This is a genomic window from Streptococcus infantis (genome assembly GCF_047460685.1).
GTDB classification, from domain to species: Bacteria; Bacillota; Bacilli; order Lactobacillales; family Streptococcaceae; genus Streptococcus; species Streptococcus infantis_AD.
Genome location: NZ_JASHFS010000020.1, coordinates 1 through 21,683 on the forward strand (window position 1 = coordinate 1; position 21,683 = coordinate 21,683).

Annotated in this window: 22 protein-coding genes; 19 read left to right on the forward strand and 3 right to left on the reverse strand. The window is 40.3% G+C overall.

Translation table 11 applies throughout. The annotated features are described in order from the left end of the window. Positions 1–118 precede the first annotated feature (118 nt). Positions 119–661 (reverse strand): biotin transporter BioY, encoded by a 543-nt coding sequence (locus tag QM917_RS09390; protein WP_414285540.1) that lies wholly within the window; start codon positions 659–661, stop codon positions 119–121. A gap of 335 nt (positions 662–996) precedes the next feature. Continuing rightward, positions 997–2,343 carry a glutathione-disulfide reductase gene (gene gor, locus QM917_RS09395; protein WP_414285541.1) on the reverse strand — a complete coding sequence of 449 codons (1,347 nt, stop codon included), beginning with the start codon at positions 2,341–2,343 and terminating at the stop codon, positions 997–999. Positions 2,344–2,583: 240 nt separating this feature from the next. Between gor and QM917_RS09400 the strand changes: the two genes are divergently transcribed. The 16 genes from QM917_RS09400 to QM917_RS09475 all read left to right on the forward strand — a co-directional run bounded on the left by QM917_RS09400 (position 2,584) and on the right by QM917_RS09475 (position 17,966). Next, positions 2,584–3,771: an efflux RND transporter periplasmic adaptor subunit gene (locus QM917_RS09400; RefSeq protein WP_414285542.1), complete on the forward strand. Its 1,188-nt coding sequence runs from the start codon at positions 2,584–2,586 to the stop codon at positions 3,769–3,771. After that, positions 3,755–4,456, forward strand: coding sequence for an ABC transporter ATP-binding protein (locus QM917_RS09405; RefSeq protein ID WP_414285543.1), 702 nt, complete (start codon positions 3,755–3,757; stop codon positions 4,454–4,456). Before QM917_RS09400 ends, QM917_RS09405 begins: the two co-directional genes overlap by 17 nt. A gap of 1 nt (position 4,457) precedes the next feature. Next, complete coding sequence (locus QM917_RS09410; protein ID WP_414285544.1) at positions 4,458–5,717, forward strand: ABC transporter permease; 1,260 nt, start codon at positions 4,458–4,460, stop codon at positions 5,715–5,717. Positions 5,718–5,839: 122 nt separating this feature from the next. Next, positions 5,840–7,837 carry a methionine--tRNA ligase gene (gene metG, locus QM917_RS09415; RefSeq protein ID WP_414285545.1) on the forward strand — a complete coding sequence of 666 codons (1,998 nt, stop codon included), beginning with the start codon at positions 5,840–5,842 and terminating at the stop codon, positions 7,835–7,837. Positions 7,838–7,939: 102 nt separating this feature from the next. Next, entirely contained in the window at positions 7,940–8,866 is a 927-nt protein-coding gene (locus QM917_RS09420) for an aldo/keto reductase (RefSeq protein ID WP_414285546.1), read from the forward strand. Between the two features lie 98 nt (positions 8,867–8,964). Further along, entirely contained in the window at positions 8,965–9,201 is a 237-nt protein-coding gene (locus QM917_RS09425; RefSeq protein WP_042768384.1) for a DUF2829 domain-containing protein, read from the forward strand. Beyond that, positions 9,194–9,892 (forward strand): 3-oxoacyl-ACP reductase, encoded by a 699-nt coding sequence (locus QM917_RS09430; protein ID WP_315638900.1) that lies wholly within the window; start codon positions 9,194–9,196, stop codon positions 9,890–9,892. The genes QM917_RS09425 and QM917_RS09430 overlap by 8 nt, the downstream gene beginning before the upstream one ends. Positions 9,893–10,104: 212 nt before the next feature. Continuing rightward, positions 10,105–10,293, forward strand: a complete 189-nt coding sequence (locus tag QM917_RS09435) for a hypothetical protein (RefSeq protein ID WP_414285579.1) — start codon at positions 10,105–10,107, stop codon at positions 10,291–10,293. A gap of 61 nt (positions 10,294–10,354) precedes the next feature. Continuing rightward, a complete protein-coding gene (locus QM917_RS09440) occupies positions 10,355–10,726 on the forward strand; it encodes an Imm51 family immunity protein (RefSeq protein ID WP_281335112.1) in 372 nt (123 codons plus the stop codon). A 48-nt stretch (positions 10,727–10,774) separates the two neighbouring features. Beyond that, complete coding sequence (locus tag QM917_RS09445) at positions 10,775–11,380, forward strand: DUF6707 family protein (RefSeq protein ID WP_414285548.1); 606 nt, start codon at positions 10,775–10,777, stop codon at positions 11,378–11,380. 39 nt (positions 11,381–11,419) lie between these two features. Further along, positions 11,420–11,920 carry an NUDIX hydrolase gene (locus QM917_RS09450; protein ID WP_414285550.1) on the forward strand — a complete coding sequence of 167 codons (501 nt, stop codon included), beginning with the start codon at positions 11,420–11,422 and terminating at the stop codon, positions 11,918–11,920. Beyond that, a complete protein-coding gene (locus tag QM917_RS09455; RefSeq protein ID WP_414285551.1) occupies positions 11,898–12,746 on the forward strand; it encodes a putative PEP-binding protein in 849 nt (282 codons plus the stop codon). Before QM917_RS09450 ends, QM917_RS09455 begins: the two co-directional genes overlap by 23 nt. Then, positions 12,743–13,183 (forward strand): ASCH domain-containing protein, encoded by a 441-nt coding sequence (locus QM917_RS09460; RefSeq protein ID WP_414285552.1) that lies wholly within the window; start codon positions 12,743–12,745, stop codon positions 13,181–13,183. Before QM917_RS09455 ends, QM917_RS09460 begins: the two co-directional genes overlap by 4 nt. Before the next feature lie 122 nt (positions 13,184–13,305). After that, on the forward strand, positions 13,306–15,852 hold the full coding sequence (locus QM917_RS09465) for a M1 family metallopeptidase (RefSeq protein WP_414285554.1): 2,547 nt from the start codon (positions 13,306–13,308) through the stop codon (positions 15,850–15,852). A gap of 115 nt (positions 15,853–15,967) precedes the next feature. Further along, entirely contained in the window at positions 15,968–16,639 is a 672-nt protein-coding gene (locus tag QM917_RS09470; RefSeq protein WP_414285556.1) for a response regulator transcription factor, read from the forward strand. Then, entirely contained in the window at positions 16,632–17,966 is a 1,335-nt protein-coding gene (locus tag QM917_RS09475; RefSeq protein ID WP_414285557.1) for a sensor histidine kinase, read from the forward strand. Before QM917_RS09470 ends, QM917_RS09475 begins: the two co-directional genes overlap by 8 nt. A 115-nt stretch (positions 17,967–18,081) precedes the next feature. On the opposite strand, the gene QM917_RS09480 is transcribed toward QM917_RS09475, so the two are convergent. Then, positions 18,082–18,357 carry a DUF3270 family protein gene (locus QM917_RS09480; RefSeq protein WP_414285559.1) on the reverse strand — a complete coding sequence of 92 codons (276 nt, stop codon included), beginning with the start codon at positions 18,355–18,357 and terminating at the stop codon, positions 18,082–18,084. A gap of 359 nt (positions 18,358–18,716) precedes the next feature. Between QM917_RS09480 and QM917_RS09485 the strand changes: the two genes are divergently transcribed. The 3 genes from QM917_RS09485 to QM917_RS09495 all read left to right on the forward strand — a co-directional run bounded on the left by QM917_RS09485 (position 18,717) and on the right by QM917_RS09495 (position 21,680). Next, positions 18,717–19,772 carry an ABC transporter permease gene (locus QM917_RS09485; RefSeq protein WP_414285561.1) on the forward strand — a complete coding sequence of 352 codons (1,056 nt, stop codon included), beginning with the start codon at positions 18,717–18,719 and terminating at the stop codon, positions 19,770–19,772. Between the two features lie 13 nt (positions 19,773–19,785). Further along, positions 19,786–20,466 carry an ABC transporter ATP-binding protein gene (locus QM917_RS09490; RefSeq protein WP_373093713.1) on the forward strand — a complete coding sequence of 227 codons (681 nt, stop codon included), beginning with the start codon at positions 19,786–19,788 and terminating at the stop codon, positions 20,464–20,466. Between the two features lie 284 nt (positions 20,467–20,750). Continuing rightward, on the forward strand, positions 20,751–21,680 hold the full coding sequence (locus QM917_RS09495) for a peptidase U32 family protein (RefSeq protein ID WP_414285563.1): 930 nt from the start codon (positions 20,751–20,753) through the stop codon (positions 21,678–21,680). Positions 21,681–21,683 lie beyond the last annotated feature (3 nt).

Here is a 21,683-nt window from a genome sequence, read left to right on the forward strand (position 1 = left end):
GAGGCAAGTGACGAGTCAAGAGCAATGAGGCTTGAACAACGTGAAAGCCAGCGTCTTTAGGCGCTGGCTGGTAATTTGGGCTTATAGCCCTGGTGCAAACCACCCGTTAGACGGGTGGTTATGATTTATGTGAAAAGTAGGGTTGATTACTAAGACGTTGAAGGAGTGGTCGTCCGATAAAACTAATGGCAATAATTTTTGCAAGATCAGGAATGATAAAGGGAATGACACCGACAGCCAGTGCCTTATCAAAAGGCATACCAGAGAGGAAGTGGAGGCTGAGGATACCACCGACAAAGACAAGGGAATCCCCTAAGAGATTGGCTAGGAAAATACGTACAACACTGCTATTCGTATGAGTCAGATAGGAAGCAAGCCCAGCATAGACAAGGTCAAACCATAGATAACCAGCACTTGGCCCAATTAAAACATGGAAACCAGCTCCTCCACCAGCAAAGACAGGAATACCAATGGCACCCAGTAAGAGATAGATTCCAACAGAGAGAACAGCTTCCCTAGGTCGAAAAACAGTAGCGATGAGACCGATAGCAAAGTTTTGCAGAGTAAATGGTACGGGCCCAATAGGGATACTAATTTGGGCTAATACTGCAATCAGAGCAGCCCCGATAGCTGGAATAGCGTAAATGTGTGCTTTTTTCATAATAGTTAACCTCTTTTTTAATTTATAGTAACTATTATACTGGGAAGGGGATGGTTGTCAACCTATTTTAAAAACAAAGGTTACAAATTTGTAACGGCCGATTTAGAGAGAACCGGAGGCCAAGAGACTTTTCAAAACACGGATAAATCATGTCAGTCGTAAAAAAAGTACCCTTATGGAGATTGGTTCCCATATAGTGAAAATTCTTAGGAATCCTGATGGCATGCTATTTTTAAGTGTTTTATAATTTGCTCTAATAAAAGAAAAAGATTGAAGAAAATGGTCCTAAATAGGCTTTTTCTTCAATCTGAGTGACCAAGATGGTCTTTTTTGTATTAACGCATGGTCACAAATTCTTCCGATCCTGTTGGATGGATAGCGACCGTCGCATCAAAGTCAGCTTTTGTAGCTCCCATCTTGATAGCAACTGCGAAACCTTGAATCATTTCATCAACGCCGTAGCCGATACCATGAAGGCCAACTACCTTTTCGTCCGCACCAGCTGTAACGAGCTTGAAGCGTGCTTCTTGACGGTGACTAGTAACTGCTGAATACATAGAAGCAAATTTTGAAGTATAGACTTTGATGTTTTCTTGTCCATACTCTTTGATAGCTTCTTCCTCAGTCATACCGACAGTTCCGATAGCTGGATGTGAAAAGACAACAGTTGGAATAGTCGTGTAGTCCATTTTGGCATTGGTTTTGCCATTGAATAGTCTTTCTGAGAGAGTACGACCAGCTTTGATAGCGACAGGTGTTAGTTCTTTTTCGCCTGTGACATCGCCAAGAGCGTAGATACCATTAACGACTGTGTTTTGGTATTCGTCAACTTGGATGAAGCCACGTTCATTGAGAGTAACGCCTGCCTTTTCTAGCTGGAGTCCTTCAACGTTTGGACGGCGACCAGTTGCCCAGATAACTTGACTGGCAGTATGAGTACTACCATCTTCGAAATGAATGGTAATGCCTTGTTCAGTTTCTTCAAGTTTAGCAGGAACCTTATGGGTGTGGAGGTTTAATCCAGTATTCTCCATTTCTTGAACTAGACTCTCAACAATATAGCTATCAAACCCACGAAGAGGTCGATCACGACGTACGAAAAGATCAGTCTTTACACCAAGGGTATGGAGCACGCCAGCCAATTCGACAGCAATGTAACCTGCCCCAAGAATGGCTACAGATTCTGGCAACTCTTCCCAAGCAAAGACATCATCAGAACTACCACCCAGTTCAGCACCAGGAATGGCAGGGATATGAGGATGGGCCCCAGTTGCAATCACGATGTGCTTAGCACGAATCAACTCACCATTGACACTGACAGTATGAGCATCAACGAACTCGGCGCGTCCTTCAATCAAATCAACTCCGTTACGCTTAAAGCTTCCACCATAAGAAGAGCGAGCACGATCAATATAGGCTTCACGATTTTTACGAAGTGTTGCATAATCAAATTCATTACCAGTACTTGTAAAACCATAGTCAGGTCCATATTTGTGGATGCTCTCTGCGATTTGAGCTCCATACCACATGATTTTCTTAGGAACGCAGCCAATATTGACACAGGTTCCACCTAATTTCTTTTCCTCAATAACTGCCGCTTTAGCACCATGTTCACCAGCACGATTCATGGTAGCAATACCCCCGCTACCTCCTCCAATGGCGATAATATCGTATTCTCTCATAGAAAGCTCCTTTGTTGTTTTCTAGTCATATTCTATCTTTTTTTGGAGGTCAATGCAAAAATCTGCTACGCTTAAAAATTTTTAAGAAAATGCTTGCAAAAATAAAAAAGAAAGTGTATTATATAACTAATACAACAATAAAAGATTTAGCAAATGTTTTTGGATAATAAGAAATAAATTGTCCATTTTTAGGATATGTGCTATAATCTTAACATATATATTTATAAAAGGGGTATTGCTATGAAAAGAAAGTCAAAAGCTAAGAAATGGCCTTTATTTACTGCTATTGGAGTGGCGTCAGTATTTGTAGTGGGAGCAGCAGCTGTTCTTCTGTTAAGACAACCAAATCAAGATGCAGCAAAAGATGAAACTGCTAAGATAGTCCTTGCCAAAGAGGGGTCTGTGGCATCTTCAGTTCTTTTATCAGGTACAGTAACTGCTCAAAAAGAACAATATGTTTATTTTGATGGCAGCAAGGGAGATTTGGATGAGGTTCTAGTTTCTGTTGGAGATCAGGTCAGCGAAGGACAGGCTCTTGTCAAGTATAGTAGCACAGAAGCCCAGGCTGCCTATGATGCTGCCAGTCGTGCTGTAGCTAAAGCTGACCGTCATATCAATGAATTAAACGATGCACGTAATACCGCCGCAGCAACACCTAGCCTTTCGCAAGCAGGTCTAGAAGGAGCAACTGGACAAGCGCCAGCTCAGTCATCCGGTTCTGCCACAGCTGCTATTGATTCTCAAATCAGCGATGCTCGTGATGTGCGTGCAGATGCAGAAGCACAACTCGAAAAAGCCCAAGCCCAGTTGAATGCTGCTACGGTATTGAGTACGGTGGAGGGAACAGTTGTTGAAGTGAATCGTAACGTTTCAAAATCTCCAACAGGAAATAGTCAAGTTTTGGTTCATATCGTAAGTAACGATAACTTGCAGGTCAAGGGAGAGCTTTCTGAGTACAACCTTGCCAATCTATCTGTAGGCCAAGAAGTCACCTTTACTTCTAAGGTCTATCCAGATAAAACTTGGAATGGTAAGATTAGCTATATTTCAAATTATCCAAAAAATAACAGTGAAGCAAGTAGTAGCTTAGCTGCTTCAAACACAGGTTCTAAATATCCATATACAGTCGATGTAACTAGTGAAATCGGTGATTTGAAACAGGGCTTTACAGTCAGTGTTGAAGTGAAAAGCACTAGCAAAGCATTGATTGTTCCGATCACCAGCGTAGTCATGGAAGAAGATAAAAACTATGTTTGGATCCTTGATGAAAATCAAAGGGCCAAAAAAGTTGAAGTTGGATTGGGCAATGCAGATGCAGAAAATCAAGAAATCACATCTGGTCTGACAGATGGAGCAAAAGTCATCAGTAATCCGACAGCTTCCTTGCAAGAAGGAAAAGAGGTGAAGACTGATGAAGCAACTAATTAGCCTCAAAAATATCTGTCGTAGCTATCGCAATGGTGATCAAGAACTACTAGTCCTCAAGAATATTAACCTAGAAGTTCATGAGGGAGAATTTGTAGCAATCATGGGACCATCTGGTTCTGGGAAATCTACCCTCATGAATACCATTGGGATGTTAGATACCCCTACAAGTGGGCAGTATTTTCTAGATGGAAAAGAAGTAGCTGGTTTGGGTGAAAAACAATTAGCCAAGGTTCGAAATCAGGAAATCGGCTTCGTCTTTCAACAATTCTTTCTCTTGTCCAAGCTCAATGCTCTTCAAAACGTAGAATTGCCCTTGATTTATGCTGGAGTTTCAGCTTCAAAACGTCGCAAATTAGCAGAAGAGTATCTGGAAAAGGTTGAACTGACCGAGCGTAGCCATCATTTACCTTCGGAGTTGTCAGGTGGTCAGAAGCAAAGGGTTGCCATAGCGCGTGCCTTGGTAAACAATCCTTCTATTATCCTAGCGGACGAACCGACAGGAGCCTTGGATACAAAAACAGGGAATCAAATTATGCAACTTTTGGTTGACTTGAACAAAGAAGGAAAAACCATTATCATGGTAACGCATGAGCCTGAAATTGCCGCCTATGCGAAACGTCAAATTGTCATCCGTGATGGCGTCATTTCATCTGATAGTGGTCTCGTAGAAAAGGAGGAAAACTAAGATGCAGAATCTGAAATTTGCCTTTTCATCCATTATGGCCCACAAGATGCGCTCTTTTCTCACTATGATTGGGATTATCATTGGTGTTTCATCAGTTGTTGTGATTATGGCTCTGGGGGATTCCATGTCTCGTCAGGTTAATAAAAATATGACCAAGTCACAGAAGAATATTCATGTCTTTTTCTCACCTATTAAAAGTAAAGATGGTTCTTTTACCCAAAAGCAGTCTGCTTTGACGGTTTCTGGTAAAGAAGAGGATGTTCATGTGGAACCACCAAAACCGCAAGAAGCTTGGGTTAAGGAGGCGGCCAAACTTAAGGGTGTAGATAGTTACTATGTAACCAACTCGACAAATACCACCCTGTCTTATAAAGATAAAAAGGTTGAGCGCGCTAGCTTGACAGGTGGAAATGTTACTTACATGAAGGCGGTTGAAAATGAAATTGTTGCAGGCCGAAGTCTCATGGCTCAGGATTATAAAGATGTTGCCAGTGTCATTTTACTAGATCAAGAACTTGCTAATAGTCTGTTTGGGTCAGCTCAAGAAGCTGTTAACCAGATTATAGATGTTGGTGGCTTTAGTTATCGTGTCATTGGTGTCTATACTAGCGACGAGTCCAAGGCTGCCAAGACTTTTGGTATTGGCGGACTTCCAATTACGACTAATATTTCTCTTGCCAATAACTTCAATATGGATGAAATTTCTGATATTGTCTTCCGTGTTAATGATACCAGTTTGACACCAACAGTGGGACCAGAATTAGCTAGAAAATTGACCGAGATTGCTGGTCTTCAGCAAGGGGAGTATCAGGTGGCAGATGCGACTGCAGCCTTCCAAGAAGTACAACAACTTTTTGGCTTTATAACTACGATTATTAGTGCCATTGCGGGAATCTCCCTCTTTGTTGGAGGGACTGGTGTTATGAACATCATGCTGGTTTCGGTGACGGAGCGTACGCGTGAGATTGGTCTTCGTAAGGCATTGGGTGCAACACGTGCTAATATTTTAATCCAGTTTTTGATTGAATCCATGATTTTGACCTTACTAGGTGGAGTCATTGGTCTAACCATTGCGACAGGCTTAACAGCTATAGCTGGGATACTTTTACAAGGATTGATTGCGGGTATAGAAGTGGGAGTATCAATCCCAGTTGCTCTATTTAGTCTCGCAGTTTCGGCTAGTGTAGGTATGATTTTTGGAGTCTTACCAGCTAATAAAGCATCGAAACTTGATCCAATCGAAGCCCTTCGTTATGAATAAGATAAACAAGATGGACACTGGTCTATCTTGTTTTTGTATGGATTTCCTTATCGAAAATCATCAAAATATGATATAATGAAGTGTTAGAAAAACAGGTTTCATTTGCCTGGAAAGGAAAAATTATGTCTGAAAAGAATTTTTATATTACAACACCGATTTACTATCCATCTGGTAAACTTCATATCGGTTCTGCCTACACAACCATCGCCTGTGATGTCCTAGCTCGCTACAAACGCCTAATGGGCTACGATGTCTTTTATCTGACTGGTCTTGATGAACACGGCCAAAAGATTCAACAAAAAGCAGAAGAAGCTGGGATCACGCCTCAAGCCTATGTTGACGGTATGGCAGTTGGCGTCAAAGAACTCTGGAAATTATTGGATATCTCATACGATAAATTTATCCGTACCACAGATGACTACCATGAAAAAGTGGTAGCACAAGTCTTTGAACGCTTGCTTGCTCAAGATGATATTTACTTGGGTGAATACTCTGGTTGGTATTCAGTTTCAGATGAGGAATTCTTTACAGAAAGTCAACTTGCGGAAGTTTTCCGTGATGAAGCTGGAAATGTAACTGGTGGTATCGCTCCATCAGGCCACGAAGTGGAATGGGTTTCAGAAGAGTCTTACTTCCTTCGCCTCAGCAAATACCAAGATCGTTTAGTTGAATTTTTCAAATCACATCCTGATTTCATCACTCCTGATGGACGTCTCAATGAAATGTTGAAAAACTTCATTGAGCCCGGTTTGGAAGACTTGGCGGTTTCTCGTACAACCTTTACCTGGGGTGTACCAGTTCCATCAAATCCTAAACACGTAGTCTACGTTTGGATTGATGCCCTTCTTAACTATGCGACAGCTCTTGGTTATGGTCAAGATGAACATGGCAACTTTGATAAGTTCTGGAACGGAACAGTCTTCCACATGGTAGGTAAGGACATCCTTCGTTTCCACTCAATCTACTGGCCAATCCTTCTTATGATGTTGGATATCAAATTGCCTAACCGTTTGATCGCTCACGGTTGGTTTGTCATGAAAGATGGCAAGATGTCTAAGTCAAAAGGGAATGTCGTTTACCCTGAAATGTTAGTAGAGCGTTATGGTCTCGATCCACTTCGTTACTACCTCATGCGTAGTCTTCCAGTTGGTTCTGACGGAACCTTCACTCCTGAAGACTATGTAGGCCGTATCAACTATGAATTGGCAAATGACCTTGGGAACCTCCTCAATCGTACGGTTTCTATGATTAACAAGTACTTTGATGGACAAATCCCTGCCTACGTAGAAGGTGTAACAGACTTTGATAATGCACTTGCTGACGTTGCAGAACAATCAATCGCTGACTACCATACCTACATGGAAGCAGTTGACTATCCACGTGCCCTTGAAGCAGTCTGGACTCTTATCTCACGTACTAATAAATACATCGACGAGACAGCTCCTTGGGTACTGGCTAAGGACGAAGCGCACCGTGACCAATTGGCAAGTGTTATGAGTCACTTGGCAGCTAGTCTTCGTGTCGTAGCTCACTTGATTGAGCCATTTATGATGGAAACCAGTCGTGCAGTTTTGACTCAACTTGGACTTGCAGAAGTTTCTAGTCTTGAAAACTTGAGCTTGGCTGATTTACCTGCAGGTGTAACGGTAGTTGCCAAAGGAACACCAATCTTCCCACGTCTCGATATGGAAGAAGAAATCGCCTATATCAAGGAACAAATGGAAGGTAACAAGCCAGCCGTCGAAAAAGAATGGAATCCAGATGAAGTTGAACTCAAACTCAACAAGGATGAAATCAAATTTGAAGACTTCGATAAGGTTGAAATCCGTGTTGCTGAAGTGAAAGAAGTTTCTAAAGTAGAAGGTTCTGACAAGTTGCTTCAATTCCGCTTGGATGCTGGTGACGGTGAAGACCGTCAAATCCTTTCTGGTATTGCGAAATTCTATCCAAACGAACAAGAATTGGTCGGCAAGAAAGTCCAAATCGTTGCCAACCTTAAACCACGTAAAATGATGAAAAAATATGTCAGCCAAGGTATGATCCTCTCAGCTGAACATGATGGCAAATTAACCCTTCTCACAGTTGATCCGTCTGTACCAAACGGAAGTGTGATTGGATAAGATTTAAAAGGACCAGTTTAAGCTGGTTCTTTTCTTTTGTGAGATAGCAGTTGATAAAAGTGTCATTCTGCTTTATAATGAAGAAAAACGGAGGAAGTTGCCATGAAATACATTCCATTTGGTCAAGAGAAAAGAGAACTATCCGAAATCGTTCTAGGAATGATGCGAATCAGTGACAAGTCGGTCAAAGAAGTTGAGGAGCTGGTTGAAACAGCCTTATCTGTCGGAATCAATGCCTTTGACTTGGCAGATATCTATGGTCGTGGACGTTGCGAAGAATTACTGGGTCAAGTCTTAAAACATCGCCCTGACTTGCGTGAGAAGATGTGGATTCAGTCCAAGTGTGGCATTCGCATAGAAGAATTTACCTATTTTGATTTTTCAAAAGATTATATTTTAGAGTCAGTTGATGGGATTCTACAACGATTGCAGGTTGATTATTTAGATAGCTTGCTTCTCCATCGCCCAGATGCCTTGATGGAGGCAGACCAAGTGGCGGAAGCATTTGATATTCTACACAAATCAGGTAAAGTTCGAGACTTCGGTGTGTCCAATCAAAATCCTATGATGATGGAATTGCTGAAGAAAGAAGTCAAACAGCCTCTAATGATCAATCAGTTACAACTAAGCGCAGCTTTCACGCCTGGTTTTGACGCTGGTTTCCATGTCAATATGGAAGGTGACAAGGCAGCTGTGCGTGATGGTAGCGTCTTTGAATACTGCAAACTAAACGACATGGTCATTCAAGCTTGGTCAGTTTTACAGTTTGGTTTCTTCAAAGGGAATTTTGTTGGCAATGAAAAGTTCCAGGCTTTGAATCAAGTTTTAAACCGCCTTGCGCAAAAATATGGTGTAAGCCCATCAGCTATTGCTATCGCTTGGGTGTTACGTTACCCAGCTAAGATGCAAGCAGTAGTAGGAACAACTAACCCTAAACATTTGATAGAAGCTAGTCAATCAAGTAACTTGACTCTAACTCGAAAAGAATGGTATGAGATTTACCTAGCAGCAGGGAATGATTTGCCTTAGGAAAAAATGCATTTTAAGAAATCACAGTCAAAAAGCCGTTGGAAAACGGTTTTTTGTTATAATGAAATTAAGATTTATAGATAACAAAGGAGAAAAACATGACATTTGAAGAAATTTTACCAGGACTAAAGACAAAAAAGAAATACGTACGTACTGGCTGGGGTGGAGCTGAAAACTATGTCCAACTTTTTGACACTATCGAGCAAAACGGGGTCGCTCTTGAAGTGACACCCTATTTCCTCATCAACGTGTCTGGTGAAGGGGAAGGTTTTTCCATGTGGAGTCCGACACCATGTGATGTCCTAGCAACAGACTGGGTAGAAGTGCATGACTAGACGTGTATTGATTACGGGAGTAAGTTCAGGGATTGGTCTGGCTCAAGCTCGACTCTTTTTAGAAAAAGGTTATCAGGTTTTCGGAGTGGATCAGGGTGAAAAGCCTGCCTTACAAGGTGACTTTCACTTTCTACAACGTGATTTAACGCTTGACTTGGAACTAATTTTTGACTGGTGCCCTCAGGTGGATATTTTATGTAATACGGCAGGTGTATTGGATGACTACAAGCCCTTACTAGAACAATCCGCCCAAGAAATCCAAGAGATTTTTGAAATCAATTACGTAACTCCAGTAGAGTTGACCCGCTATTATTTAACAAAAATGCTGGAACATAAACATGGAATCATCATCAATATGTGCTCCATTGCTTCAAGTTTAGCTGGTGGAGGAGGCAACGCCTATACCTCATCCAAGCATGCATTGGCAGGATTTACCAAACAGTTGGCTTTGGACTATGCAGAAGCAGGTATCCAGGTCTTTGGAATCGCACCAGGTGCAGTCAAGACGGGCATGACGGCAGCTGACTTTGAACCAGGTGGATTGGCAGACTGGGTAGCAAGTGAAACACCCATCAAACGCTGGATTGAGCCAGAGGAAATAGCAGATGTTACACTTTTTCTAGCAAGTGGGAATGCATCTGCCATGCAGGGACAAATCCTGACTATTGATGGTGGTTGGTCTTTGAAGTAATATAGTTGATACTCAGTTGATATGTGGAGGTATACTATGAAAAGAGATGAGTTTGGATTTGTCTTGCCCAATCTCTACTATCAGTTTTTATCAGAGTGGGAAGAGATTGCCCCCTATGAAATTGGAGATTCAGGCATCTGTTTGTACGCTAAGGAGGATCTTCAAGAGCGTAATGAGACTTATCAGATTGAGTATCAGAGTATCCGGATGTCGTGGAAGACAGTGATGTCTATCCTGCTGATGCATCGGAGCAAGATCTCCAGCTAGTCTACTATGGAGAGCAGTTGATTGACGTTCTTGCAGTCGCACTTGAAGAAAAACCAGATGCAAGTCTCCAAGACTTGGTCGAAGCTTTGAATTATTATAATCGGTACGATAGCTTTATGAACTTTGAAAGCTAGTAAGCATACTAGATTTATGCAGTTTCATTGATAATTAACAAATACAATAAGGAGTTAAGAAATGATAGATTACGAAAACATAAATGAAAAAATTGCCCCTTTTAGCCTGCTTGTATATGATGAGGATCCTAAAAATGTTCGAGGGTCACTCATTTATTACCCTGATGGAGAATACAGACAGGAAGTGTTTGATACTCGAGAAGACGAAGGAGCCGAAGGAAATGGCTACGATTGGGAATCGCTAGCTTTGGTATTTTTGGAGGAAAAAATGCCTGAATTAAGCGATGCTATCGACTTTGATCCTGAAGGAAGTATGTTTTGTGCCTATTCTTCCAAGGTGGACGCCTTGGCTAAATTCTCTTTAGAATTTAAAGAATTTTGCGATGATATCGAAGCTATGAAAGACTTGTTCAGTCGAGCAGAGTTGGATTAGTTGACTAAAATCTCTTTAAATTTAAAAAAAGAATAGAAAGGATTTCAAATGAAGCCACCAGAAGTAGTCGAACAACTGGAAAAACATCCAGACCTACATCTCTATTTAGATAAAATTTTCAAAAAGAATAAGAAAACCCAAGCTAGCTATCTCGAATCGCTGAATCATCTGGCCTATTTACTTTATCTCGATGGTCAAGAGAAAATGGCTAAGAAATTATTGGAGAGTGTCATACAAGTCCCATTTGAAGGAAATTATAACACTTGGACCTTTGTTGATAGTTCTCTGGTTTTATTGGCCTATATGGAAAGAGAAATAGAAAATAAGCTATCTGCCTATAAAAAACTGCTTTTATCTCCGTTGGAACAAGGGGAGGAATCAACTCAAAAAATAAGAAGGAGAGTTCATCAGAGATTTTTAAATGGTGATAGCTTGGAGCAAAAGCTTGCAAAAATCGAGCAAGCTTCAAGTCCTGAATCAGAAATGGAACGTCGTCTGCTATACCTGACTGATTTATTAAAAATTCACCTCTTTATTACTGAGTCAACTTGTGAAGAGACAGATATCCAAGCAAAAATCGAAGAGAATATGGAGATACTGAAGAAGTATATCAAGGAGCATGAAATCTATAGCCTCTTTCCTTTTAAGGGATAAGGTAAGTTATTGATCTTGGATTTTTAGAAAGAGTAGAATATGGAAATCAAAAAACACTTTGGTGTCTATGGCATTTGCTATGAGAAAGGAAAATTACTCTGCATTGAGAAAACGAGAGGACCTTATCAACATCGTTTTGATTTACCTGGTGGTAGTCAGGAAGCAGGTGAAGGGTTGACAGAAACCCTCAAGAGAGAAGTTTTGGAAGAGACAGGCTATACTCTTAGCCGTTCTTCAAATCCTAGGATTTATGATGTGCTGGTTCAAGAAGAAGGGCAAGACTTCGCAGTACATCATATCATGGCCTTTTATGATATAGTACTTGATTTAGAACGCTCTCAAAAATCCCTTCCTCATGAAGTTCTTGACGGAAGCAATGATTCAGCAAAGGCAATTTGGCTTCCTCTTGAGCAGATTACCGAAGAAAATGCCTCCCCCTTAGTATTGAAGGTGAAGGCAGAGTTACGAGGATTTCCAGAATTGGACATGACAAGCTATAAGAATTGGAAGGTAAAACATGCAAAATCAACTAGCTCTTAGTGGCGAAAGAATTGTTGAAAAAGTTTACCCACAACTATTGCACCACGTCGGCATGATTCGTGGGGAATACTTGCTGAGGGAGCTCAACCAAAACATCCTGTTACCAAGTTGTCAGCAATTTGTAAAAGATTATCTAGACACTATTTGCCATTTGTACCCAGATGAAGATGTCTGGTATCGCTTTTCAGAGTTAACAAATGCAGAAGCAAATTGTCTAGATGGGACTAAAGAGTATTTTGATGAACGCCACCCCTTATTTGGATATAGAGGAACTAGGCGTTTACTGGCGTGTTTGGATGAATTTCAGGCTGAGGCACATGTTGTTACAGAAGTTTTTCAAACCAATCCCAATCTGTCTATTATTTTTCCTTTTGTCAATGATGCCGAACAATTAAAACAAGCTATTAGAGTGTTGCGCCAGCATGGTTTTAATGGAAAAGTTGGAACAATGATTGAATTACCGTCAGCTTATTTTGACTTGGACAGGATACTGGAAACTGGTATTTCAAAGATTGTAGTGGGAATGAATGATTTGACTTCTTTTGTTTTTGCGACTGTGAGGAACAGTCAATGGCATGATATGGAAAGTCCCATTATGTTAGAAATGCTGAGACAGATGCAGGATAAAGCAAGGACGAAAAAGATAGATTTCGCCGTAGCAGGATATCTGAATGCTTTTTTCATACAAAAAATGAATCAAATGGATATCAAGTGCATGATCCACTATAGTTCTATTCCAGAGATTTTTGATTTAAAAATTGACCATCCAGACCATCTCAAACGTGTAAAAGAAGAAAGTAAAAAAATACAAAGGAGCAACCTATGACACCTCAAGAAATGTGGAATGCCTACAAGCAAATAAACCCCTCTATCGGAGATGAGATAGATGCCTGGGCTTTTGGAGTGGAACCAGACCTTTTAGCGGATCTGGTCTTTAAAGGCGAAAAAACAGCAACAGCCTCTGCCTACGACCTCTATGCAGTAGAGGACGACCCCCTTCCCCAAGAAGGGACCTTTGATGTTATTTTAGATAGTAAGGATCAAGCTGTCTGCATTGTCGAAATTACAAAGGTTTCCGTTCAGCCTTTCCATCAGGTTTCAGCCGACCATGCCTACCAGGAAGGCGAAGGAGACAAATCTTTAGCCTACTGGCGTCAGGTTCATGAGGACTTTTTCACGGAGTGGCTTGAGGAAGCAGGTCTGACGTTTACACCTTATAGTAAGGTTGTTTTGGAAGAATTTCGCAAGGTCTACCCTCTCTAGACTACTAGAAGGAAGAAAGTTTTGGGAATCACCGTCCAAAGCTTTTTTCTGACTAAAAATATGATAAAATAGGTATGTTTGAACTAGAGCATTCGCTCAGAAATTTAGAATAGGAGAATATGATGCAAGCAGTAGAACATTATATTGAAACATTTGTTCCTGAACATTATGATTTGTTTTTAGACTTGAGTCGTGAGACTAAGACTTTTTCAGGAAAAGTAACCATTACTGGTCAAGCTAAAAGCGACCGTATTTCCCTTCACCAAAAAGATTTGGAGATTTCTTCAGTTGAAGTAGCAGGACAAGCTCGTCCATTTACAGTTGATAACGAAAACGAAGCCCTTCATATCGAGCTTGCAGAAGCAGGTTTAGTTGAATTGGTTATCGCTTTTTCAGGTAAAATCACAGACAACATGACAGGAATCTACCCATCATACTACACAGTTGATGGTGTTAAGAAGGAAGTTTTGTCGACTCAGTTTGAGAGTCACTTTGCTCGCGAAGCCTTCCCATGTGTGGATGAGCCAGAAGCAAAAGCAACCTTTGACCTCGCTCTTCGTTTTGACCAAGCAGAAGGTGAACTTGCCTTGTCAAACATGCCTGAGATTGACGTTGAAAACCGCAAGGAAACTGGTATCTGGAAGTTTGAGACAACACCGCGTATGTCTTCTTATTTGCTAGCTTTCGTTGCTGGTGATTTGCAAGGGGTAACTGCTAAAACTAAAAATGGTACTTTGGTAGGTGTATACTCAACCAAGGCACATCCACTTTCAAACCTTGACTTCTCACTAGACATCGCAGTTCGCTCAATCGAGTTTTACGAAGATTACTACGGAGTCAAGTACCCAATTCCTCAATCTCTTCACATCGCCCTTCCTGACTTCTCAGCTGGTGCTATGGAAAACTGGGGTCTTGTGACTTATCGTGAAGTTTACTTGGTTGTGGATGAGAACTCTACCTTTGCTAGCCGTCAACAAGTAGCACTCGTTATTGCCCATGAGCTTGCTCACCAATGGTTTGGTAACCTTGTGACGATGAAGTGGTGGGATGACCTCTGGCTCAATGAAAGTTTCGCGAACATGATGGAATACGTCTGTGTGGATGCCATCGAGCCAAGCTGGAATATCTTTGAAGATTTCCAAACAAGTGGAGTGCCAGCTGCTCTTAAACGTGATGCGACAGATGGCGTTCAATCTGTCCACGTTGAAGTTAGCCACCCAGATGAAATCAATACGCTCTTCGATGGTGCTATCGTTTATGCCAAAGGAAGCCGTCTCATGCACATGCTTCGCCGTTGGTTAGGAGATGCTGATTTTGCTAAAGGTTTGCATGCTTACTTTGAAAAACACCAATACGGAAATACCATTGGCTGTGACCTTTGGAATGCACTCGGACAAGCATCTGGTCGTGATGTAGCAGCCTTCATGGATTCTTGGTTGGAGCAACCTGGTTATCCAGTCCTTACTGCTACAGTTGAAAATGATGTGTTGAAGATTTCACAAAAACAATTCTTCATCGGTGAACACGAAGACAAAAATCGTCTCTGGGTAGTGCCACTTAACAGTAACTGGAAAGGACTACCAGATACTCTCGAAACTGAGAGCATCGAAATTCCAGGTTATGCAGCTCTTCTTGCTGAAAACAAAGGAGCCCTTCGTCTTAACACAGAAAATACAGCACATTACATTACAGACTATCAAGGCGAATTGCTGGATGCTGTTCTTTCAGAATTAGTAGAACTTGATAATACAAGTAAACTTCAAATCGTTCAAGAACGTCGTTTGCTTGCTGAAGCTGGGCACATTTCATACGCAGACTTGCTTCCAGTAGTGGATCAATTGGCACAAGAAGAATCTTACCTAGTTGTTGCTGCCGTTTCTCAAGTTATTACAGCCCTTGAACGCTTCATTGATGAAGGAACAGAGGCAGAAAAAGCCTTTAAAGCCCTTATTGCTAAACTGGCTCGTTACAACTATGAACGTCTTGGTTTTGAAGCTAAAGAGGGTGAATCTGATGAGGATGAATTGGTTCGTCAATTGACAATTTCCATGATGATTCGTTCAAATGACGAGGAAGCCAGTCAAGTTGCTAGCCAAATTTTTGCAGCCCACAAGGATAATCTTTCAGGACTTCCAGCAGCTATTCGTTCACAAGTTCTCATCAATGAAATGAAACACCATGAGACTAAGGAATTGGTCGCAACTTATCTCGATCTTTATACTCATGCGACAGATGCTGCCTTTAAACGCCAATTGGCAGCAGCCCTTGCTTATGCGACAGATGCAGAGAACATCCAAACACTGCTTGCAACTTGGAAGGACAAATTTGTCGTGAAACCACAGGATCTTTCAGCATGGTATCTCCAATTCTTAGGACACCAAGCAACTCAAGAAACTGTATGGGTGTGGGCACGTGAAAACTGGGATTGGATTAAAGCAGCTCTTGGTGGCGATATGAGTTTTGACAGTTTTGTCATCTTCCCATCACACATCTTTAAAACAGAGCAACGCTTGGCAGAATACAAGGCATTCTATGAACCACAACTTTCTGATCTTGCCCTTAGCCGTAATATCCGCATGGGGATTAAGGATATCGCAGCTCGCGTTGAATTGATTAAGCGTGAAAAAGCAGCAGTTGAAGCAGTTGTAGCTCAATATAGCAAAGCTTAAAAGATTCTAGTCTAAATAGATTCCAAAAACTCAACTTTCTCTTGGAAAAACAAGGGAAGTTGAGTTTTTTTTAAGATATTTTTGCTATAATAGGTATAATAAGGAGGAATTTTTGATGATCAAGATTCTATTAGTGGAAGATGACCTAGGACTTTCAAATTCAGTCTTTGACTTTCTGGATGATTTTGCGGATGTTATGCAGGTTTTTGATGGTGAAGAAGGTCTCTATGAGGCTGAAAGTGGCGTTTATGATTTGATTCTATTGGACTTGATGTTGCCTGAAAAAAATGGGTTCCAAGTTTTAAAAGAATTGCGTGAAAAAGGCATTTCGACTCCAGTTCTCATCATGACAGCCAAGGAAAGTCTTGATGATAAGGGACATGGATTTGAGCTTGGAGCAGATGATTATTTAACAAAACCATTCTACCTAGAAGAACTCAAGATGCGTATTCAAGCGCTGCTCAAACGTTCTGGCAAATTCAATGAAAATACTCTTTCTTATGGTGATTTGACTGTCAATCTATCTACCAATGAGGTTAGAGTTAATAATACTGTTGTTGAACTATTGGGTAAAGAATTTGATCTTTTGGTTTATTTCCTCCAAAATCAAAATGTTATCTTACCAAAAACACAGATTTTTGACCGTTTGTGGGGATTTGACAGTGACACAACCATCTCCGTGGTAGAAGTCTATGTATCAAAAGTTCGTAAGAAATTAAAGGGCTCAGTCTTTGCTGAAAACCTCCAAACCTTGCGTAGTGTTGGGTATATTTTAAAACATGTTTAAAAAAATTAAAAAGAATTGGTATGAGGAGGATTTTAGTTACTTTATTCGTAACTTTGGAGTATTTACTCTGATTTTCTCCGCTATGACCTTGATTATCTTGCAGGTTATGCATTCGAGTCTTTATACCTCAGTTGATGAGAAGCTATTGTCACTCAGTGCTAATCCTCAGGATGTTATCCAGTTGGCTGTCAACCGTGCGACAGAAGATGTAAAAGATTTGAATAGTGAATCGGTAGGGCCGCCTTCAAATAGCAAACCTACAGTCAGTTCTAATACGGAAGTAATTTTATTGGACTCTAGTTTAAATCAACTAGTAGCTGGAAATCGCTTTTTAGGTCTTGATAGGGTTACATTTAATAAAAAGGATTTGAATCACATTAGACAGCTTCATGTCCAGAATAGCTATGGGCAGGATGAGATTTATCGAGTGATTCTGACTGAGATGAATATTGAATCTGTCTCGACCAATATTAAGTATGCAGCTGTTTTGATTAATACCAGTCAACTGGAACAAATCAGTCAAAACCATGAGCAATTAATCGTAGTCGTTATGGCCAGCTTCTGGATTATATCCATTCTTGCCAGTCTTTATCTTGCTCGCGTTAGTGTCAAACCTTTGCTTGAAAGTATGCAGAAGCAGCAGAGTTTTGTCGAAAATGCCAGTCATGAGCTACGTACTCCACTTGCTGTTCTTCAAAATCGCTTGGAAACTCTTTTTCGAAAACCGGAAGCTACTATTATGGAATCTAGCGAGAGTATTGCTTCTAGTTTAGAAGAAGTTCGAAACATGCGCTTTTTAACAACCAATCTCCTAAATTTAGCCCGTCGTGATGATGGGATAAAGCCTGAATTAGGAGAAGTGCAGCCAGATTTCTTCAACACAACATTTACCAACTATGAAATGATTGCATCTGAAAATAACCGCGTTTTTCATTTTGAAAATCGAATTCATCGGACCATCATAACAGACAAGCTTCTTCTTAAGCAACTGATGACTATCTTGTTTGACAATGCTGTCAAGTATACTGAAGAAGATGGAGAAATTCATTTTGTAATCGCTGCGACAGAGCGTACTCTCTATTTGTCAGTGGCTGACGATGGAATCGGTATTTCTGCAGCAGATAAAAAGAAAATTTTTGATCGCTTTTATCGAGTTGACAAGGCTCGTACTCGTCAAAAAGGTGGCTTTGGGTTAGGTTTGTCTTTAGCCAAACAAATTGTCGATGCTCTTAAAGGAACCATCAGTGTTAAGGATAACAAACCACATGGTACGATTTTTGAAGTAAAGATCGCTATCCAAACACCATCCAAGCGTAAAAATAAATGAGAAAAGACGCTGACTTAGAAAGTGATAGACCAAGTATCGCTTCTCTAGTCACAGCCATGTAGTTATCGTGTTACATAAAAAATAGGTCGGGATCAAAATCCCGACCTTTTTGAGTCTAATAAAATTTCTTCTTAATCATAGAACGTTGGAACTTTAGAGCTACCAAACTCAAGGCAATGGCTAGACTAAAAGCCAGAACTGTGTTGAACTTGAGGGCTAAAAAGATAAAGCTAAACAAGGCTAAAAAGACGCAAAAACAAGCAATGTTTACAAAGAAAAGAACTTCCTTCAAACTAGCAATGGAAGTGGTTTCTGGAACATAGTCTTGATAGAGCTCTGTTTGAGTTTCCTCTTCTTCAAACTCATACGGTTGATATTTTCTTACGGGCATGATTCTCTCCTTAACAGTACTCTTTCATTTTACCATTTTTCAAGAAAAAAATTATTACAGTAAGGTTACAAAAAGAATAAAGTCTGTTTTCATATGATGAAACAATTTTCTTGACACTCTTACCCAAAGATGATAGGATGGGTAAACACTCAAAACATCTTGGCTGTTCAAGTTTTTGTAATGAGGAAGCGAAACAAATATAAATAGTAATTGCTGGTTGTATCCGTAGATTTAGAACTACTTTGTAGGATGAATGAAAAGATTTGCATGAAAGACAGATTTAGACAGATTTTTCTGTCTTTTATTTTTGATGCTGAGTGAGCTTTTTCCACTCTTAGAAAAGTAAAAGGAGATTTGCAGTGTATCTTGCAATCAAGGAAATTTTAAAAAATAAACTTCGTTATAGTTTGATTTTAACGACGATCTTTCTTATAGCGTTTATGGTCTTTTTTATGACAAGTTTAGCTTTGGGACTTGTTAGAAATAATAGAGCAGCCGTGGATAATTGGCAAGCGACAGGAATTGTTTTATCAGATTATGCAAATGATAATCTGACAGCTTCCTTTATTCCAGAAAAGAATTATAAGGATCAGATTTCCGAAGATGCAGCACCTTTGGGGTATATGTTTGCGGTGACCAATCTCGTCAATGATAGTGAGAAGGTAAACATCTCTATTTTTGCACAGGATTGGGATAGTTTTATCTCTCCTTCCTTGATTGAGGGCCATTACCCAGAAAGTGACAATGAAGTTGTCGTGGATCAATCTTTAGAAAACTATGGAATAAAACTTGGTGATGCCATTCAACTGAATGGAAGTGAAAATTCTTATACCATCGTTGGACTTACGAAAGGGAATAAATTTTTTACAGAACCTGTAGTATTTACAAATTTGACCAGCTATTGGACCTTGCAAGGTAGTCTGAATGCAGGTCGCTCGATTTCTGCTTTGGTCTTAAAAAATGATGCTCAGTTATCTGCAGAGGGTTTAAGTCAACTAACCATTCAAAACATGATTGCCCATATTCCGGGCTACACACCTCAAGTAAACGTATTTTCAGGCATGATTTTAGCGATGATTATCATATCAGGTCTTATTATTGGTATTTTTATTTATATTATTACCATTCAAAAACTAGGCCTCTATGGAATTATGAGAGCCCAAGGAATTCAGGTTAAAACTATTGTTTGGTCGCTTTTTTGTCAAATTATATTGCTGGCAGCTTTTGGGATCGGTCTAGCATTATTGGCAATTGTAGCTGTCATCCTTGTTTTACCTGCAACCTTCGTTTTCTATCCAAGTTGGTTAGCATATTTAGGATTGAGTTTGGGAATTTGTTTGATGGCATTACTTGGAGGAGTGATTTCTCTCCCTCGTTTGCTCAAAGTTGATCCAATAACAGCTATTGCAGAATGATAAGGAGACCTACATGACACCATTGATAGAAATGAAGCAAGTGACGAAAAGTTACGGAGAAGGAAATATGAAAGTCGTTGCTTTACACGAGACGAACTTTCAACTAAATGCTGGTGAATTTGTTGCCATAGTTGGTCCTTCTGGATCTGGTAAAACAACCTTTTTGACCACCTTAGGGCAGTTGCAGGAACCTTCAGGTGGGAAGATTTTAGTAAAGGGAACAGAAACGGGTAATTTGACTGAAAAAGAGAAAACAGATCTTCGGTTTAAGGAATTTGGTTTTATATTACAGGCTTCAAATTTGATTCCTTTTTTAACCGTTAAGGAACAATTAGACCTAATTGATCGACTAGATAAAGACAAATCTTCGAAAAGTGACCGTCAAGAGTTATTTGATTTGTTGGACCTGAACAAAGTTCAAAATCATTATCCAAAGGCCTTATCTGGGGGAGAACGTCAACGAGCAGCAATTGCCAGAGCACTCTATAACAATCCCAGCATCGTACTTGCTGACGAACCAACGGCTAGTCTTGATACCCAAAGAGCCTACCAAGTGACGGATATGCTGGCTTCAATTGCCCATGAGCAGGGAAGAGGAGTGGTAATGATTACTCATGACACCAGACTTCTCGATAAGGTCGATCGTGTCTTTATCATGAATGATGGTCACCTTGTTGAAGAAATACAAGCATAAAAGAATATAAAGTGAACTCTAGTAAAGGTAGTTCACTTTTCTGTTTCTAAAAGTGAAGGGGATAAAACTAATACTCAATGAAAATCAAAGAGTAAACTAGGAAGCTAGCCGTAGGTTGCTCAAAACAGTGTTTTGAAGTTGTGGATAGAACTGACGAAGTCAGTAACCATACCTACGGCAAGGTGAAGCTGATGTGGTTTGAAGAGATTTTCGAAGAGTATAACTTTTCTTAAAAAATAGATTGCCCATAGCTGATTTTTCAGAAATGTGGTATAATTTTTCTTATGGAAAAGATTATTATTACAGCAACTGCTGAAAGCATTGAACAAGTAAAAGAATTACTAGAGGCGGGAGTTAACCGCATCTATGTTGGTGAGAAAGATTTTGGACTTCGTTTGCCAAAGACTTTTTCTTATGATGAACTGAGAACCATCGCTGGTCTGGTTCATGATGCAGGTAAGGAATTGATCGTAGCGGTCAATGCTCTTATGCATCAGGATATGATGGATCGTATCAAACCCTTTCTTGATTTCTTGGAAGAAATTAAAACAGACTACATTACTGTTGGGGATGCGGGTGTCTTTTATGTTGTCAATCGCGATGGTTATTCTTTTAAAACCATCTATGATGCCTCAACGATGGTAACTAGCAGCCGTCAGATCAATTTCTGGGGACAAAAGGCTGGCGCTTCTGAGGCAGTATTGGCTCGTGAAATTCCATCAGCTGAACTCTTTAAAATGCCTGAAATTTTGGAAATTCCTGCTGAAATTTTGGTCTATGGAGCAAGTGTTATCCACCACTCTAAGCGTCCACTCCTGCAGAATTACTATAATTTTACTCAGATTGATGATGAAAAAACACGTCAACGCGACCTCTTCTTAGCAGAGCCTAGTGATCCAGATAGCCATTACTCAATTTTTGAAGACAATCATGGAACTCACATTTTTGCCAATAACGACCTTGATTTGATGACCAAATTACCAGAGTTGGTAGAGCATGGTTTCACTCATTGGAAACTAGAGGGACTTTATACTCCAGGTCAAGATTTTGTTGAGATTGCAAAACTCTTCATCCAAGCCCGTAGCTTGATTCAAGAGGGAAGCTTTACGCATGACCAAGCCTTCTTGTTGGACGAGCAAGTCCGTAAACTACATCCAAAAAATCGTTTCCTTGACACAGGATTTTATGACTACGATCCTGACATGGTTAAATAAGAA